Annotated in this window: 9 protein-coding genes and 1 tRNA gene; 2 read left to right on the top strand and 8 right to left on the bottom strand. The window is 38.4% G+C overall.

Annotated features, from left to right (window positions below; all coding sequences use genetic code 11):
- Positions 1 to 23 precede the first annotated feature (23 nt).
- The gene (locus HBH39_RS08340; RefSeq protein ID WP_167677305.1) at positions 24 to 2,723 is read left to right on the top strand and encodes a bifunctional acetate--CoA ligase family protein/GNAT family N-acetyltransferase; all 2,700 of its coding nucleotides are present in this window, start codon (positions 24 to 26) and stop codon (positions 2,721 to 2,723) included.
- 268 nt (positions 2,724 to 2,991) lie between these two features.
- On the top strand, positions 2,992 to 3,744 hold the full coding sequence (locus HBH39_RS08335) for an outer membrane protein OmpK (protein ID WP_167677303.1): 753 nt from the start codon (positions 2,992 to 2,994) through the stop codon (positions 3,742 to 3,744).
- A gap of 146 nt (positions 3,745 to 3,890) precedes the next feature.
- Here the strand turns inward: HBH39_RS08335 and HBH39_RS08330 are convergent, their stop codons facing one another.
- From HBH39_RS08330 to HBH39_RS08295, 8 genes are all read right to left on the bottom strand, one after another.
- The gene (locus tag HBH39_RS08330; RefSeq protein ID WP_167677301.1) at positions 3,891 to 5,327 is read right to left on the bottom strand and encodes an MBL fold metallo-hydrolase RNA specificity domain-containing protein; all 1,437 of its coding nucleotides are present in this window, start codon (positions 5,325 to 5,327) and stop codon (positions 3,891 to 3,893) included.
- Positions 5,328 to 5,833: 506 nt separating this feature from the next.
- The gene (locus tag HBH39_RS08325) at positions 5,834 to 6,226 is read right to left on the bottom strand and encodes a type II toxin-antitoxin system death-on-curing family toxin (RefSeq protein WP_167677299.1); all 393 of its coding nucleotides are present in this window, start codon (positions 6,224 to 6,226) and stop codon (positions 5,834 to 5,836) included.
- Positions 6,226 to 6,396: an acetyltransferase gene (locus HBH39_RS08320; protein ID WP_167677297.1), complete on the bottom strand. Its 171-nt coding sequence runs from the start codon at positions 6,394 to 6,396 to the stop codon at positions 6,226 to 6,228. The genes HBH39_RS08325 and HBH39_RS08320 overlap by 1 nt, the downstream gene beginning before the upstream one ends.
- Positions 6,397 to 6,910: 514 nt before the next feature.
- Positions 6,911 to 9,643, bottom strand: a complete 2,733-nt coding sequence (locus HBH39_RS08315; RefSeq protein ID WP_167677295.1) for an SIR2 family protein — start codon at positions 9,641 to 9,643, stop codon at positions 6,911 to 6,913.
- Positions 9,644 to 10,633: 990 nt separating this feature from the next.
- A complete protein-coding gene (locus HBH39_RS08310; protein ID WP_167677293.1) occupies positions 10,634 to 12,034 on the bottom strand; it encodes a tyrosine-type recombinase/integrase in 1,401 nt (466 codons plus the stop codon).
- A 98-nt stretch (positions 12,035 to 12,132) separates the two neighbouring features.
- Positions 12,133 to 12,222 (bottom strand) — tRNA-Ser (locus HBH39_RS08305).
- Positions 12,223 to 12,796: 574 nt separating this feature from the next.
- On the bottom strand, positions 12,797 to 14,002 hold the full coding sequence (locus HBH39_RS08300; protein ID WP_167677291.1) for an MFS transporter: 1,206 nt from the start codon (positions 14,000 to 14,002) through the stop codon (positions 12,797 to 12,799).
- Positions 14,003 to 14,539: 537 nt separating this feature from the next.
- Complete coding sequence (locus tag HBH39_RS08295) at positions 14,540 to 17,092, bottom strand: TonB-dependent receptor (RefSeq protein WP_167677289.1); 2,553 nt, start codon at positions 17,090 to 17,092, stop codon at positions 14,540 to 14,542.
- Positions 17,093 to 17,714 lie beyond the last annotated feature (622 nt).

Genomic DNA, 17,714 nt, shown 5'->3' with positions numbered 1-17,714 from the left:
TTCATATCACATGAGGATCATCTATGAGCCAACGTAGTATTGTTGCACTATTCAAACCGACATCAGTCGCTGTCATTGGTGCCTCTGATAACCCCAATCGTGCCGGTCGGGCAATTATGCGTAACCTGCTATCTGGCGGATTTTCTGGCCCTATCATGCCTGTCACCCCCAAATATACCGCAGTAATGGGTGTCTTGGCCTACCCCAATATTGATGCTCTGCCGGTAAAACCAGATTTAGCCATTATTTGTACTTCTGGACTAAAAATTCCTGCCATTGTTGAGCGATTAGCGCAATTTGGCTGTAAAGCCGCCATCATTATGGCCAGTGGCATGGGCGATTTAATGGATGAACAAGGTAATAATTTACTGACATTAACTCTGCAACACGCTAAGCGCTATGGCATGCGGATTTTAGGCCCTAATAGCCTTGGGATGATTTTGCCCAATATCGGATTAAATGCCAGTTTGGCCCATGCCAGTGCTGAACAAGGTAAAATTGCCTTTGTGTCGCAATCGGCTGCAATATGCACCACAGTACTAGACTGGGCGAATAATAAAGGCATTGGATTTTCATCTTTTATCTCATTAGGCGATGCCACAGATATCGACTTTGATGAACTGCTAGATTACCTCGGCCGAGACAGTCGCACGTCAGCCATCATGCTCTACATTGATTCAATCAATGATAAACGGCGTTTTCTTTCTGCCGCTCGCGCTGCTTCTCGTAATAAACCTATTTTTGTCATTAAGTCTGGTCGCAGTAAAGAAGGCTCACAAGCGGCCATGATCCACACTGGAGGAGTAAGGGGGAATGACGCAGTTTTTGAAGCGGCATTTAGACGTGCGGGCATGTTAAGAGTCAATGATTTAATCGACCTTTTTGCTGCTGTAGAAAGCCTTGCACATGCTAGTGTGCTTAAAGGAGAGCGCCTTGCAATCATGAGTAACGGCGGTGGCCCGGCTGTATTAGCCGCAGATGAGCTCATTATGACTGGCGGCAAACTCGCCAAATTATCAACGGAAGTAATTAATGATTTAAATCAACATTTACCCAGTACTTGGTCAAAACAAAACCCGATAGATATGGTAGGTGATGCTGACGTTAAGCGTTATTCACTTACCTTAAAGCGCTTGATGGATGAAGAGACCATTGATGCTATTTTAGTGCTCCATTCACCATCGGTGATGCAACAAAGTGAGCCAATTGCACAAGCAATTATTGATACATACCAACAGCATCCGCGAAAAAATAGAGTTAATATTTTGACCAATTGGAGCGGTGAAGATTCCGCTTATTTAGCACGTAAAAAGTTCAATAAAAACGGTATTCCGACCTACCGCACACCTGAAGGTGCGGTGCGTGCATTTATGCACATGGTAGAGTACCGCCGCAATCAAAAATTACTCCAAGAAGTACCACAATCCATTCCAGATAATATTCCTACCGACAGTGTGACCGCCAGAGCCTTGTTGCAACAGGCACAAGCTGACAACCAACTGGTGCTGACGACCCATAAAGTCAGTGAAATATTAAATGCTTATGGTCTTAAAACCATTGATACTTGGTTTGTTGAAAATATTAACGATGCGGTAGAAGTGGCTAATAAGGCGGGTTACCCCGTTGCACTTAAAGTGCAATCACCCGATTTACAATCTAAATCCGACGCCCATGGAGTAATGTTAAACCTCACCTCAGCAGAAGACGTTCATCAAGCGGCACACTCTATTATTGATAGGGTGCATCAAATCAACCCTAATGCCCGTATTGAAGGTTTAGTTATTCAAAAAATGGCATTGACGGCTGGCGCACAAGAGATCCGCGTATCGGTGATCAATGATCCGGTGTTTGGGCCAGCAATTTGTTTAGGGGAAAGCGGTATTCAGTGGGATCCAACTCAAGATGCAGCCGTTGCTTTACCACCATTAAACATGGCGCTCTCGCGATACATGGTTATTCAAGCCTTAAAAACTAATAAGTTACGTGACAGACACTTACCACTTGGGCTAAATATGAATGCATTGTGCGTAATGCTAACCCAAATATCTCACCTAATTATTGATTGCCCTGAAATCGCTGAAATTGACCTTAACCCTGTACTCGCCGCAGGCGAAAATATCACCCTACTTGATGTCGATGTTCGCTTACACCCCGCAGATTATGATGCATCAAATCGCTTAGCCATTTTGCCTTACCCTAAAGAATTAGAGGAAGTGTTAGTTTTAAAAAATGGCTTAAAAGTCATGTTAAGACCCATTTTGCCAGAGGATGAGCCCAGGCATATGGACTTTGATAATGCCTTATCAGATGAAGATCGTTATAAACGCTATTTTGGGGTTCGCTCAAAAATGACCCATGAAGAAATGGCAGTATTAACCCAAATTGATTACTCACGTGAGATGGCTTTTATTGCCACCACAAAACTAGAAGATGGCCAAGAATTAACGCTTGGGGCAGTTAGAGCGTCAACCGATCCTGATAATACCGAAGCCGAATTTGCAATGGCAGTTCGAACCGATTATCAAGGCATTGGTTTAGGTAAACGCTTACTGGAAAAGCTAATCCATTATTATCAAAATAATGATACTCCGGTATTAACTGGCTTTACGATGTTTGAAAACCGTAACATGGCCAACCTTGCTAAATCACTTGGTTTTGAGGTGAGCTTTGATATGGAAGAGCATTTGATCAAAATGCACATGGCTTTTGATAAAAAACCATAATTTTAAATAAAAAATTGAAATAAAATAAAAAAGCCCTGAAATGTAAGGGCTTTTATTTTATAAAGGAAATATCTTAATTTTCATATTTGTTGTCAAACTAACAAAGCAATCCATTCCCATTATAACCATCACTTAAACGCCCTAAATGTTACAGCGATTAATAGCAAACAATAAAAGCAGTTATGCGATAGAACTAACTGTATTATAATGCTGTGCGAACTACCCTATAAAACACATAAACAATATAACCTAATAACAAGGATTTAAGATGAAACGCTTGCTCATGGCATTGATCATTTTGTACTCACCGCTTAGCATCGCAAATGATATCGTTTTGTGGCAAAACAACAGCCTATCGTACCTTTATGGTAACCAATTTAAAGTTAATCCTAAAACACAACAAACCATTACTTATGAACATGTTAGTGGCTGGAATGTTGGCGACTTATTCATGTTTGTAGATTTTACCCAATATAATGGTGAAGAAGATTTTTTCAATGGTAGTCGTACCTACTATGGTGAATTTAGTCCACGCTTTAGCTTTAGCAAAATGACCGGTGCTGAGGTAAAAGCGGGCTTTATTCAAGATGTGCTTATCGCCACCACAATTGAATTTGGTAAAGGCAATGTTGAGTCCTATTTACTTGGAGCCGGTTTAGATTTAGCGATCCCCGGTTTAGATTTTTTTCAATTAAACGCTTACCGACGTTTTCCTGATGGCCGTGATGGTGATACTTGGCAAATTACCCCTGTATGGAAAATCTCATGGCCAGTGGGTGATTCAAGTATCGTGTTTGATGGATTTATAGATTGGGTGGTTAATTCTGATGCCAGTTACGAGAAAAACATCCACTTCAATCCGCAATTAAAGTATGACCTGGGTAAACAAATTGGCCTAAAAACAGCGCTTTATGTGGGGATTGAATACGATTATTGGAAAAACAAATACGGCATTAAAAATAGTTCGGCATTTAAAACCAACCAAAGTGTTGCAAGCTTATTAGTGAAGTATCATTTCTAATATTTACTATTTATATTATGCGCGACACATAGCACAGTGAAGCGCATAATATTAATTTTTCAGTCGTTTTAACTCGCCCCCCGACAACTGCATCACTCTCTTTCCAAGACGTTATCAACTTAATCCATCATCAATGGCCTCTGATACTATAACCACACCATTTGCGGCAAAGCATTTAAATCTAATTGCTGGCCATGGGCTGCTATCGCCAAGGATTTAGGTGCTGATGATGAGGCTTGTTTTATTGCATCTATTAAGCCTTGCTGAGCCTCAGCTTCCCCGTGAACCAACACCAAAGGTGGGCTATCATTAAAGTGAGAATACCAGCGTAATAACTCAGCTTGATCAGCATGTGCAGACAAGCCGCCTACGGTATGCAGTTTGGCAGCCACTTTAACGGAGTGACCTCGTATAGTCAGCTCTTCATGACCATCGACCAAGGCCCTACCCGGTGTGCTTTCTGCTTGGTAACCACAAATAATCACATCGCATTCAGGCCGCCATAAATTATGTTCTAAATGACAGCGAATACGGCCACCATTACACATACCACTACCAGCAATAATAATCAGCCCTTTATGAATTTGATTCAGCGCCATCGACTCATCTGTCGATTGGGTAAACTCAACATTGGATAATAAAGGGTGCTGTCCGGGATGCATGCGAGTAAAGCGTTTAAAATCGTCATCCATTAATGGATAATTGTTAAGATAAACTTGAGTGGCCTCTATTGCCATTGGGCTATCTAAGCAAATTTTCCAGCGAGATAGGTCCCACTCTTTGGCATACAGATGAAATAAATAAAGCAGTTCTTGTGCGCGCCCCACAGAAAATGCGGGTAACAGTATATTCCCCTGACTCTGGGTTATGGTTTTGGCAAATATTTGTTTTAGCTCAGCAATGGTTTCATCCCAACTGCGGTGTAGACGATTACCATAAGTACTTTCCATTAAAACCAAATCTGCGGTATCAATTAAAGTTGGATCGCGTAAAATTGGCATTCCTGCTCTACCCAGATCACCACTAAATACCAGTTTTTTCTGCTCACTAGCTTCGCCTAAAAATAGTTCGACAATCGCAGAGCCTAATATATGTCCAGCATCAACTAGGTTTACTCTAACATTAGTTACTATTTGGCAAACCTCATTGTAATCTAGGCACACAAACTGACTGATGGCCTTATCAACATCATTAGCATCAAATAAAGGCTCTAAGGGTTCAAGGTCTTTTTTAGCGCGTTTTTTATTCTGTCTTTGTGCATCACGTTGTTGCAACATGGCTGCATCTTTAAGCATTACGGCACACAATTCAGCCGTCGCTTTTTGAGTATAGATTGGTCCGTCAAAACCTAACTTTGCCAATAAGGGTAAACGACCTGAATGATCAATATGAGCATGGCTTAAAACCACCGCATTGATAGCTTTTGGATCAAAGGCGAATGGATCATGATTACGAAGTTCATCGGCCTTACCACCTTGAATTAAACCACAATCTAGCAGTACTTGTCTGTCGCCTATTGCTAATAGATGACATGATCCTGTCACCTCTTGGGTTGCGCCTAAAAACGTCAGTGTCATCCGCATGATAGTTCTCCTTAGCTACTATCATAAGCATAGTCAAAGCCCTAGAAGACCGTCGATTAAATTCCTTAATGAAGTGGATCGACGATGGAATATTGACAAGGCCTTTTTATCAAGAAATGGCTTCTGCTCTGTCGCAAGTCAACAAAGAAACTTTAATATCAAAAGGAAAGACTTTATCGCGTAACGATTTGGCTAAACAGATACGTGTGAAATACAGATTATTGGGGGCTCTGCTCATGTGAAAAGCGGGTACATTGTCTGAGTCAATCCTCTTGGAAAGTCTCTCTAACACCAAAAACAAAAAAGCCGTTGATAATCAACGGCTTCTTTCGTATTTAATATGGCGGAGGGATAGGGATTTGAACCCAAGGAATTCGCCATAATTAAAATTTAAAATACATTAAAATCAATAACTAATCGAAAAATCACCTTTCAGGTAGTGAACATTCGTAGTCGATATATGACATTTAAGTCTTTATCGGTTAGGTTGTCAATTGAAAACATAATTACTGATTTTCTTGGTTGTATTGTGCATACAATATATCAGCGAAATCTGTTTCATTTATAACACCAAGCACTAAATCTCTTACAGCATCAGCTAACAGTGTGTTATCACTCGTCAATTCAAAATCATTCAACGACAAATACTCAAGCGCAACAATCAAGCCAGTACGTTTATTTGCATCAGGCAAAGAATGAGCAATAGCGATACTTGCCGTATATTTGGCTGCTATTTCAAACACATCATCTAAGCCATCGTACACGATTGCATTATCTATACGGCCTAATGCTCCTTGTAATTTTGAGACATCGATTTGCCCTTTCATCCCAGGTTCGGTTTCTAAAATGAATGTATTGATTTCGATTACACGCTCAAATGGAAAGCAGATAATTTCCATTACATATCAGCCAATTTCTCGAACGTCTTTCGATGTGTTCTTAAAGCAAGCTTCGTCTCTGACTTTACTATTTGTTGACCATAAATCCCAGATAAATCAAGTTCTTTAGTTGCAGTGATTTTAGGTCGCACAACGGCATGAACACCATAAGCTTCAACTTTTTTATTCATCTAGAACTCCTTTATTGTGAAAATGTCAATTATAGTACCAAACTCACGGCACCATACAGAGTTAAGTATAAACAAAGGCAAACTAATTGAAAAATCACAATGTAACCACCTATGTCGTTTACACCTTAAATGAGCCTGAAACTAACTGTGCAAAAAGCACCTCTGACTTGAATAGTGCCATCTTAGGGTTAACCGATAAATGTCTCGGCTTTGGCTTCCTGCGCAGCCCTACCTCCTAAATCCATTTAGTCGTAGTGCCCCTGATATTTCAACGGATTGAAAAGCGTCAGGCAGCATTCTTTATGAATAAAGAAATCGCACTAAGAGCGCCTCTATGTGTTTGCATGCTGCTATTTTATAAAAGCACGATGATTTGACAGCTAAATGACAGACGAAGTAGATGAATTTGTTGATTGACCATCTTGGTTACTAAAGGTATTTGAGTGCAAAGGCTGTCAAATACCTTCTCTTAACAATCAAGCTCGAATATTGACTGGCGAAAGGCTCATATGTGTTATGGCTCGTTGAACCGTTTAAAGCTATTTTTCATTGCTTCTGTTAATTTCACAACTCCTTCAACCGTACCTTCAAAGCCTTTTAACTGTTCTTTTTTGATTTTTCCTAGTTGCTCGTTAATTATTGAGTAGTTGCTTGTAGTACTACCTTTTTGAATATGTTCATCAACTTTGAGTTTCAGTTTGTTTATTACAAACATCAATTCGGTTTCCGATAAAACTCCAACATTATATAAATCTAAGCCAAACATAATTGATGATTCAGAGAACTCTTCTTTTTTAGATTCTTCGAATGTTTTTTTCAACAACTCTGAAATCTTTTCTTTTAGCTCTCCAACAGCTAATGAATGGATTACGAATACAAATCCATTTATAGCTCTTAAACGCTCTTTAAATTCCATCGATGTGATATTTGAAATAAATCTTTCTAACTGTCTATTTCCTTCAAAAAAGCTGCTTGTATCATTTTCATTATCACTGATTAAGTATAAAAGGTTAGAGAAAAGCTGACCTCGCTCTTGAATTGGGATATTTTCGTTTGAATTGATTTTATCAACTTGCTTATCAAAAAGTAGCTTTAAATCCGCCACAGAAAATGAGGAGCCGTACCTATTAACTTGAAAGACTATAAATCTATTTACCGCTTCTGATAAAAGGAACCACCTACTCGTATCAAATGAGGCCGTTAAACGTTTTACTATTTCTTTGAGCGTCACTTCGGAGTGTTTTGCATAAGAAAGTAAGATAAGTGCATTAGACCAAACTTTAATACAATGTTCTTTTAAGTAGAATGAGCTTCCCGAAGAAATTGTTTGGATTGAGTTATCCAAAACAAGGAAAATATACTCAATTGTTTCTTCTGATATTTCTAATGATTTATCTTCATTTAATGTATCAGATAAAAACTTAACAAGGTCTTTTTCTTTAAACGAAATTATCGCGCTATAAGAAAGAAGCACATCAAGATCGACTTTCTTATCTAAACATTGTCTTTTTATTATTGCTTCAAAAGCAATATTACAAATATTTTTGTAATCAGAGGAATATAATGTCGTAATTTTATTTTTAGTTATAAACAGTACCATACAGCGAATTTGGTTATACATGGAGGCAAGCTTATTACTAAAAACCATCGAACCATTATTTATGCTATCGATTTCATCATCTATTTCTCTACTAAGATTAGATACGTCTCTGAATCGCTCTAATAGAAAAGAGTTATTGGAATCTAATCCATGAAATAAAGGCTTTTGCCTATTCACAATGCTTTTAGGAAATTTTTCAATTAGTTCTGAGATATTATCATTTCTTGATAATTGCTCTTCCATTGATGTTTCAAAAAAATCTTCAGCAAGATCCCATGGTATTTCACCCAAGCATAATTGTTTTTTATTAAATGAAGAGATCAGTGCTTTAATAAATAAGGACTTAGAAAAATACATATTAGCAACATGCGTAAATGTTTCTCTTGCTACATGCAACTTTTTTAAAAAATAATTGTCGTATGCATTTTGAAAATGCTTATCATGATTTTCATTTAAGTTAACTGGCGCTGTAGAAATACGATCAGTGATACGAGTAAAATTGAAAGATGTATACTCGTCAACAAATTCAAATTTAGATAAATTTTTTACTCGATAGTATTTACGAATCTCAAATGAAAGCCGAATTTCAGAAATAGGAATAACTTGTAATATTTTTAAGAGTTGTCTTCTAATTTCTCTAATTTTACCTCGGTTATATTCCTTCTCTTCTTCACTCAGGTTGTAAACAATCACATTTTGACTCGAGTCAAAATAAATTTTATTAATTTCAGTTGTATTGAACCTATTTTTAAAAAGTTGAACAAATACCGAAGGGTAAACAGTTTCCCAGCTAGAGATGTCAGTGGCAATCTCACCTATTATATCGAGCATTTCTGTTGATTCAGGGTGGGTTATTTTCGCTATTGTTTCAGCTACCCTCTGACTCTTAGCTGATAATGATGGGTATTCCGCTATATTGTTAGAATTTTCCTCACACAATAGGGGATATACACCTTTCTCTCTTAAATAATTTGATTCCGATAATGTTATTTTACTTTCGGTTAAAATTGTAAAAGCAGGTGGAGCATCTTGCGTTCTATTTCTTATCCAGCTTAAAACCTGATTTAAATTATAATCACTTATACTGTAACCAACAAAAACTACAACATGAGTAGAAAAAAGGCTTTTGATGAAATTTTCAATTAATGGAAATTTATCTGTATAAGCCAAATAATCAGATTCTTTGAACACTATATTTCGATGAGTCAAATCACCATGCATTTTTACCAATAGTTGTGAACTTGGTGACGAAGCGAGTTCATGATCATCTGCTACCGTAAAATACAAGTCTCCGTTAGAGCTTATCGACTTTTCAAGTAAATCATCCCAATTTGTCGTTATTATATGCTGTGGCTTTAGAGAGAGAAGCAGTTCATGAAGTTGATTTGGCTTACTATCCGATGGGAAAAAGTCATTGATTTTGCTGTAATACGTATTTCTTCCAAATTGAAGATAGTAATGTTCTGCTATTTTCAAATAATCATCCGTTCTAGGTAACTCCAAAGCACTTTTCATTAAACTAATTAGCTCTCCCCATGATGGGAGATTTGAATCAAAAGACACGGCAGAGCCAACAAACACTGCAAGTTTATTGTTTTCAATCGCTTTACGAATTGTTTTAAAGTGCTCTTTATTTGTTACATCCATTTACGTTCCTAAAATTACAAATTAATGCGAGAAGTTAGCCCAGAGCCATAACGCTTATTGAAGGGCTTGCGCAGTAAAGCCAGTCCCTTAACTTATTGATTAATAACATCCTACATTTGCTATCTTATTGATGTAAAGCAATTAATTGTATCAAGCAGACAAAAACAAACCGAGGTTGCGCGTAACGTAAGATATGCCTAGACGGTAATAAAAATTAAAGCTAATAAAATCATATTATTATGATTTTATTAGCTTTAATACGATGCAACTAAAGAACGATTTTCAATCCATTTTTATCATAAATTGATGATACACCATATAACTGTACATAAAAACAGTACAGTTTATATTAAAGTGGTGATGCTTCTTTTGTCTTTAACGCTTTTGATTTTTAACATGCGCAGCATGTGGCTGTTGGGTTCAAAGGGGTACTCCCCTTGCCCGTAGCTCCTATCCGACCTTTTGGAACAAAAGTGGGATAGGAGCGTACCGGGTTACTATGTCATCCCACTTTTCAAGTGGGTTAATCTTCAAAGCTATTTATTGTTGTTATCAATATTCAAATAACTCACTTTCGATGTAACAAATCTGCCAGTTAGAGCCTAAAAACAGCGCCTGTACGCGCTTAATAGCATTTTTTGGACATCAAAAAGCTAAGAATTAAATACAGCAATTTTTGTATGTTTTTTACTCTCATAGAGTGCGAAACATTTAATTTCCCAAAACAGCTCGCTCTCTGGTGTAGTAAAATGTTTACCGTTGTTCGTACCTGTCTGATGCCCTAACCCCGATAAAGGCCATTTACTGTCACATTTTGCGCTAATGTCGTTAAATTCCTGTCGGATGGGTATTTTTGAGCCATTTTCAGTGATTATTTTTGCCCGTAGAGATGACAAAACTCTCTGGAAATCACCGTCAATATGATTTCTAAGCGCTTTATTTGCGTTATTTGAGCGTATTTATGGTTCTCAATTCGCTCAGATTTTACGATTAATGGGTTAATTTTAAGCGCTCTGGCGAAATAATTAGCTCAAATTGAATACTATCTATGACGGGTTTGAGTGTTTTGACATCAAACTTTTTGCCGTAACGTCCGTAAGTGATGTTTTGATAAGCATGACCGACAATTTGTGCCACTAATGATTCTTCTATTTGTCCTTGTTTAAGTTCATCAATAAAAGTGTGCCTGAATGAGTAAGCTGTTGGCCGCTTGCCTGCTGTGAAGTTAAGTTGGTCGAGTAATTTGCCAAATTCACGGCAAAAGGTATGTGACCAGTTACCATCATGACTGGGTTGATAATGAAATAACGGCTTTGCTTTTGATGTCCGGTCAGCGCGTTTTTTTACAAAATCCATAAAACCAAGTTCAATCAGTTGCTGGTGTATCGGTACTTTGCGTTTTGATTGTTCTGTCTTGAGTTGTTGGCCTGCACTGGCGTTAGTGATGTTCATTAAGGCGATACCGTCTTTGACTTCAATATCATGAATATGCAACTGACAGGCTTCTGCTGGGCGTAAGCCGCCATACATCATGAGTAGCGTTATCCATTTAAAGTCCTGACTTTTGTCGATAAAGGCGGTGGAGTTTAAAACCTGCTTAATCTGGTGAGGTTGCCAGCGCAAACGCGCTAAATCGTGTCCAGCCTGATTAGCGGGTTTAGTGAGCTTGACTTCATCAAATGGGTTTTCAGCGGTGTAGCGCATTAACTTGCACCATTTAAAAAATTGCGACACAGCAGCTAAGTAATCTTTGTTACTTTTATGGCTTCTGCCCTCCTCTAATAAACAGTCTTTGTATTCCATTGCTTCAGCACTGGTTATCGCGCTGACATCATCTAAATGAGTGCGTTCAATAAAGTGACCTATACGTTGATTAAGCTGCTTGACCGTTAAGGCTGAGACAGACTGCTTTTGTTTGGAGGTAATAAATTTAGATAATGCGTCAGACAAACTTACATTAGCCATTGAATGTAAACTGCTTTTATTCTCTATTTTATTTAACGATACCCGATTATCGTTATAGGGATAATTGTCATATGTCGCTGTATTATGTGCTACTTGCGTTGGTCGAGTAGGTATCAATTGCGTGACTTCCCGCACTGGCTTGGCGTTATCATCAAGCGTATCTGTTACCCCAACAAAGCATGCTCGGGCATCATTAATCAACGCATTAACCTGAGCTTTAAACTCATCAGGCTTTGATTGTGGCGTTAAGTTGCTGATTAATGGTCGTAAGATACCCGCTATCACTAGGTTTCGGCCAATAGCGATAGAGCGTTGTTTGGTAAGCAGTGATACTTTGATGTCGGCAGAGAAGCCTTTATCACGCAGATAAGCAGGCAACACCATGCGGGTGTAATAGGTACAATTTGTGGCGCGAAATAAGTACATATGTCTCAGTCATCCGTTTTTGGCCTGAGAATATGATTTTTCAAATGCTAGAAAGCAAAAAAGCCATTGATTATCAATGGCTTTTTTGCTTTAAAATATGGCGGAGGGATAGGGATTTGAACCCTAGAACGGGGTAAACCGTTGCCGGTTTTCAAGACCGGTGCATTCGACCACTCTGCCATCCCTCCGAACGCCGCGAATAATATGACAAGCTAACTCTGCTGTAAACTACTAAATGATAGAAATAGTTTAAGTGTTGATAAAAAGTGCAGAATGACTATTTATTAGTTAATTTCGTTGATTAGTGTTATCGATCGTCTAGCCATTCTTATCGTTGACTTTATGCTTTTAAATTACAAGCGTCACGGTTTAATGTTTGCACTTAATTCGCTGTCATTTAACTCATCGTAATCTATAAACTTTCAACTTAGCTTTATCTCTATAAATGCTGCGATGAGACTTACTCCTCGAACCAATAGCCTTATAAAATTAATTGTTATGACAAATAAGTAAGTTACTAGTTATATCAAGCGCATGTCAGCAGTATTGAGTTGAGAGTTCGGACAAATAGAGGCTTATGGACATTAAACTACCTATTAATCGGCTTGTTTATATTGGCAAAGCTATTTTGATTAAATAAAACAAAAGTACTGCCACTGCTTCTCTCACGCAACAGCATACTGCATACTGATATAGCTCCCCCCTACTCCTCGGCAACAGAATTGGATGTAAACATAATATACTCTTAATTCATAACACAACTTAATAAGGCTTAGTGTTAGACCGTGAGGGTAAAAGATGAAGAACGCCCCCAGCAATAAGCACCAAAGGCAAAATAGAGATAAGTACTTTAGACTCTCCCATATCGGCGCTCAATAACAGCCCAATAATCAGCGGGCCAACAATAGCGCCAACCCGACCAGCAGCTACGGCCATACCCACTCCAGTCCCTCTAAAGCGTGTTGGGTAAAATGCGCCAGCTTGACCATATAACAAAAATACCAAGCCGTTAACAAAGATGCCAAGCATTACACCGGCTATAATCGCATTTAGCATATGATGTTCTAACATAGCAAAACCAATTAACGAAAACGCAATACCAGTTGTCGCTATAGCAAAAATGAACCTAGATCGACATCGAGTCATTAGCCAGCCTAGCAATATTGCCCCAGTTGAACCGCCAACATTAAACACCAACTGCACTGTACTTGCTTCATCATTACTGTAACCTTTACCTATTAACAGTATAGGTAACCAGTTGAGTAACATGTATAAAATCGCAACAGCACAAAAGAAACCTAACCATAAATATAAAGTAGCTAACGCTCGATTTTCGCTAAATAGGCCGCGTAAATTTGACTTGAGAGCGCTTTCACCTGAGCCATGTTGAGCTTTTAAAAATTTATTTGATTCAGATAAATACTTAATTAGTACAGGGGTCAACATTAACGGTGCTATACCACCAAGAATAAAAATATTACGCCAATCTTCCGTTGCTAATGTAATGTAGGTTGCAATAAATCCACCCATTGGGATGGCACTATACATCATGGTTACCACTCCAATTCGTGATTGGGGCGCAACTGATTCAGCACAAATAGCGATAACCATGGGCATGGCACAACCGATGCCTAAACCCGTTGCAAAACGAATTAAAGTCAGTGCATCGACGCTCTGTGCCCAAGGTGTTAACAGTGAAAAAATACTAAACTGAAAAATAGAGCCAATCAAAACCCATTTTCGTCCCACATGATCAGATAGCATTCCGGCAAACAATGCTCCAACCAAAAGTCCAAAAGAACTCGCACTGGCAATCACACCCATTTCATTTGAGGTTAGGCCTAATTCAGCAACAATATGAGGTGCTGCAACTCCCATTGATTGTAACTCTAACCCTTCAAAAATGGTCGTAACAAAACACAGTGATAAAGTTATCAAGCTAGACTTTCGCTGATTACTATATTGCATGAGTATGCCTTGGGAAGCGGTTATTGCATCAAGAAATCATCAAACACCTAACGATTTTCACACATTGAAAAGCGCTAAAAGCAGCTATTCGACACAGTAAACCCTTTGTGGTTAAGAGTATACAATCTAATACAGAATGATTATCTCGCGCAGAATATTTCAGTACAAAAGCATTATAAATTGCAATGTTTAAGGAATGATACCTAGTGAAACTCGCATTTTGAATTAAGTCACTTTTCTATAAAACAATGCTCTACATCTGATTCTCACCCCAGAACGCAAAAGTAATTATTACTGCAAGCACTTAGCTAAATAACGCGAGCAGAGTTTCATCACAGATCTTGCTAAGTATTACCCCATGTAGGATTCTAATGATGCCGAAACTATTGAAAGGCGCAAAACATAGTTAGCGAGCAAATAACAAGAATGAATATTCAAGCTCATTCTAATTAATTGTAGAAAAGGTTTTCGAGCTTCAAATATAAAAGCCAGCTTGCGCTGGCTTTTGATTGTAATCATGCTGATCACACTTGTAACTTAGAATTTAATCGATACACCAGCATAGAATTGACGACCAATAGTGTCGTAAACTTCTGGGCTTGTACCACCGTCGCTACCATTTGATACATAATGTGGCTTCTCGTCAGTTAAGTTTTTGATACCTAACGTTAAAGATGTTACATCGCTGACAAAGTAGTTAGCAGAGATGTTGTGATAAAGCATTGAATCTACTTTATCAGTGACTTCTTCACCTGTTGCATAGTCATCATAAACATCATTCATGCCACTGATATAACGGTTGAAGTAAACCACATTCCAAGTGTCAGTTCCTAACTGCACACTGAAATTGTTACGCCATTCAGCATAAGCACCAAACATACCATCGACTTCACCAGTGTAATCAACACCGTCTTGAACAAACTCAATTAAGTAGGTGGTATCGTTATTGATGCGCCAATCTAACCCTAAAGCTTCAAATGTATAAGCAACGTTAATATCTACACCGCTAGTATCTTGACTACCTACGTTAGTTAATGAATTAGTTAAGTTTTCTAAGTTACCATTTGGTCCGATGTTAAATAGCTCACAAGAAACTTGATCACCTGCGAAACAATCGTTTAAGCCTTTTTGCACATCTAAACGGGCAATAGCATCAGTAACTTCAAAGCTCCAGTAGTCCACAGTTAATGATAAACCATCAACATAACTTGGCGAATAAACTAAACCTAATGTTAACGACTCAGACTCTTCAGGCTTCAAGTTTTCATCAGATGTATAATTAACTAAAATTTGTGCATCTTGTTCGTTACCCCAAGGATCCGTTAGGTAATCATAAGAACCTGAATTACCACCGAACAATTCAGAAATACTTGGTGCACGGAAACCGGTTGCTGCCACACCACGAAGCATTAAATCATCTGTTGCTTCGTAGGTTAAGCCCACTTTCCACGTCGTTGCCTTACCAAATGTAGAGTAATCGTCATAACGTAGAGCAAATTCACCCGTTAGGCTTTCGGTAAATGGAATGCTTATTTCTTGATAAATAGAAAATACGTTGTAATCACCTGCAGTCGGATCTTGTTGAGCCGCAGTACCTTCACCTGCAACAATAACAGGATCTGGATTGTAGAAGCCTTTCTCATAACGATATTCTGCACCGATTGCAAAACCAACGGCCCCTGCGTCTAAATCAAATAATTCACCGCTTAAGTTTGCAGAGATAGTGTGTTGATCATTACCGCCTGTGGTTGTTTCTACATAAGAAACCGCATCAGCCATTTCAGGTGTAATGTTGCCACCGTAGAACCATGCGTCTTGGTTTTCGTAAATAGATTGAATCATACGACCAGCATGAATTGAGTTATGTACCCAAGTATCAGCACGGTTATAACCGAAGGTATAGGCAACATCCCATACAAAACCAGTATGAATATCTAAATCACCCGTTAATCCAACAGATGCACGAATAGTATCGGTATCTTGCTCGTAGACACGGTTACCCACATCGTTCATGCGCTTACGGAAGTTTACACGGCCTCTATCATCAGCTTTTATGCCAGCATCAATCATTGATTGATCTAAAGTCATACAGTTGACGGGATCAACGCCTGGCTCTCCACATACATCCAACATTAAGTTTGCAGGCTGCGCTGCCATCATTTGGTGTGATTCACGTTTGGTATAGATAAAGTCAGCATTTAACGTAATGTCATTTCTAAACTCTTCAATAGCATTTAAAAATAGGCTATAGCGCTTGTTTGGTGTTTGGTAATAACTATCTTGAGTGTAATCATAACCATACTGGCGGTCGCCCCAAGAAGACTCACCAGTTTCTTCGTCAGTCAGCCACTGTTTACCGCCTAAAGTACCTTCAGGGATAATTGAGCTACCACCACCAATCGTCCAATCACGATCGCCTTGGATAACACCTTTACGTTCAGTGTATGAAACGCCAATGGTGTAGTTACCGGTATCTGTGTTAAAACCATATAACGCACTTAATTCAACATTTTCACCGTCGCTTTCTGAAGTCGTACTTCCATTTAGATCAAGTTGGAAACCTTCAAAATCTTTCTTAGTGATGATGTTAACAACACCAGCAATAGCATCTGAGCCATATACGGCTGAAGCACCATCTTTTAAAATTTCAACGCGAGAGATCATCGCCACTGGAATGGTATTTAGGTCAACAGCGCTGTCTGCACCAGAACCTGAGTTCACCATACGACGACCGTTCAACAATACTAAAGTACGTTGCGAACCCATACCACGTAAGTCAACTTGTGCGACACCATCTGAACCATTATTTGAAGTAGCGCCTAAGGCTGCACCGGCCATTGAGGTTTGCGCTTGTAAAAGTTGGTCTACAGATGTGTAACCTTCGGCACGGATTTCAGCTTCACCAATGACGGTAACAGGAGATGCCGTTTCCATATCTGCACGTTTAATACGTGAACCTGTTACTTCAATACGCTCTACTTTAGCCGTCTCTTCAGCTGCAAAAGCAGACATGGATACACTGGATGAAACAGCTACAGAAGCTATCAATGCCGTTTTGATGCTTGTGGCAAGTAATGTTCTTTGGATCATATAAGTTAAGCTCCCTAGCTTTATTTGTTGTTATATTTACGTTAAGTAAATAAATATCCACTCAACGTTGCGTTGATATTGTAGAAACTAACAATCTACGTCAAACCCCATTCTATTAACCTAATTAGGTCTATTTGTTAATTAAGATGGTCTGATTAAGTTAATTAAAATAAATTCGAAAATACGTAACGCTTAACAATATCTAATACCCAAAACATATCCCTACTAAACAACAAAATCCCGATATATTTAGCTGCATCAAAGGCAACAAATAAATAACATCAAATATACCAAAAACGTGATCTGCATCACAAAATATATTATAAATTTAAATTAGACATCAGCCACATCACCAGTTTAGGCAAAACATGTCGAACACTACAAATCCAGAGATGGCGCAGGATATACAGATTTTTTAAGAGCAAGTGACAACGAAAGAGATGCGAAAGGATTAAATCCATCGAATTTTAAGACAACAAAAGAAATCAAAAGTGAATTATTTAATCATGGATTAACATTTAGTCATTCATTTATTTGCTATCGATCACGTAAACAAATAAATAATAGATATTATTTCTTTGCTTATTTTTAACACAAATATAGTATTTGGCTTAATCGACAT

The sequence above is a fragment of the Shewanella aestuarii genome, assembly GCF_011765625.1.
Classification (GTDB): Bacteria; Pseudomonadota; Gammaproteobacteria; order Enterobacterales; family Shewanellaceae; genus Shewanella; species Shewanella aestuarii_A.
Note: the sequence above shows the minus strand (reverse complement) of the source record. Positions and strands in the feature narration are given on the sequence as shown.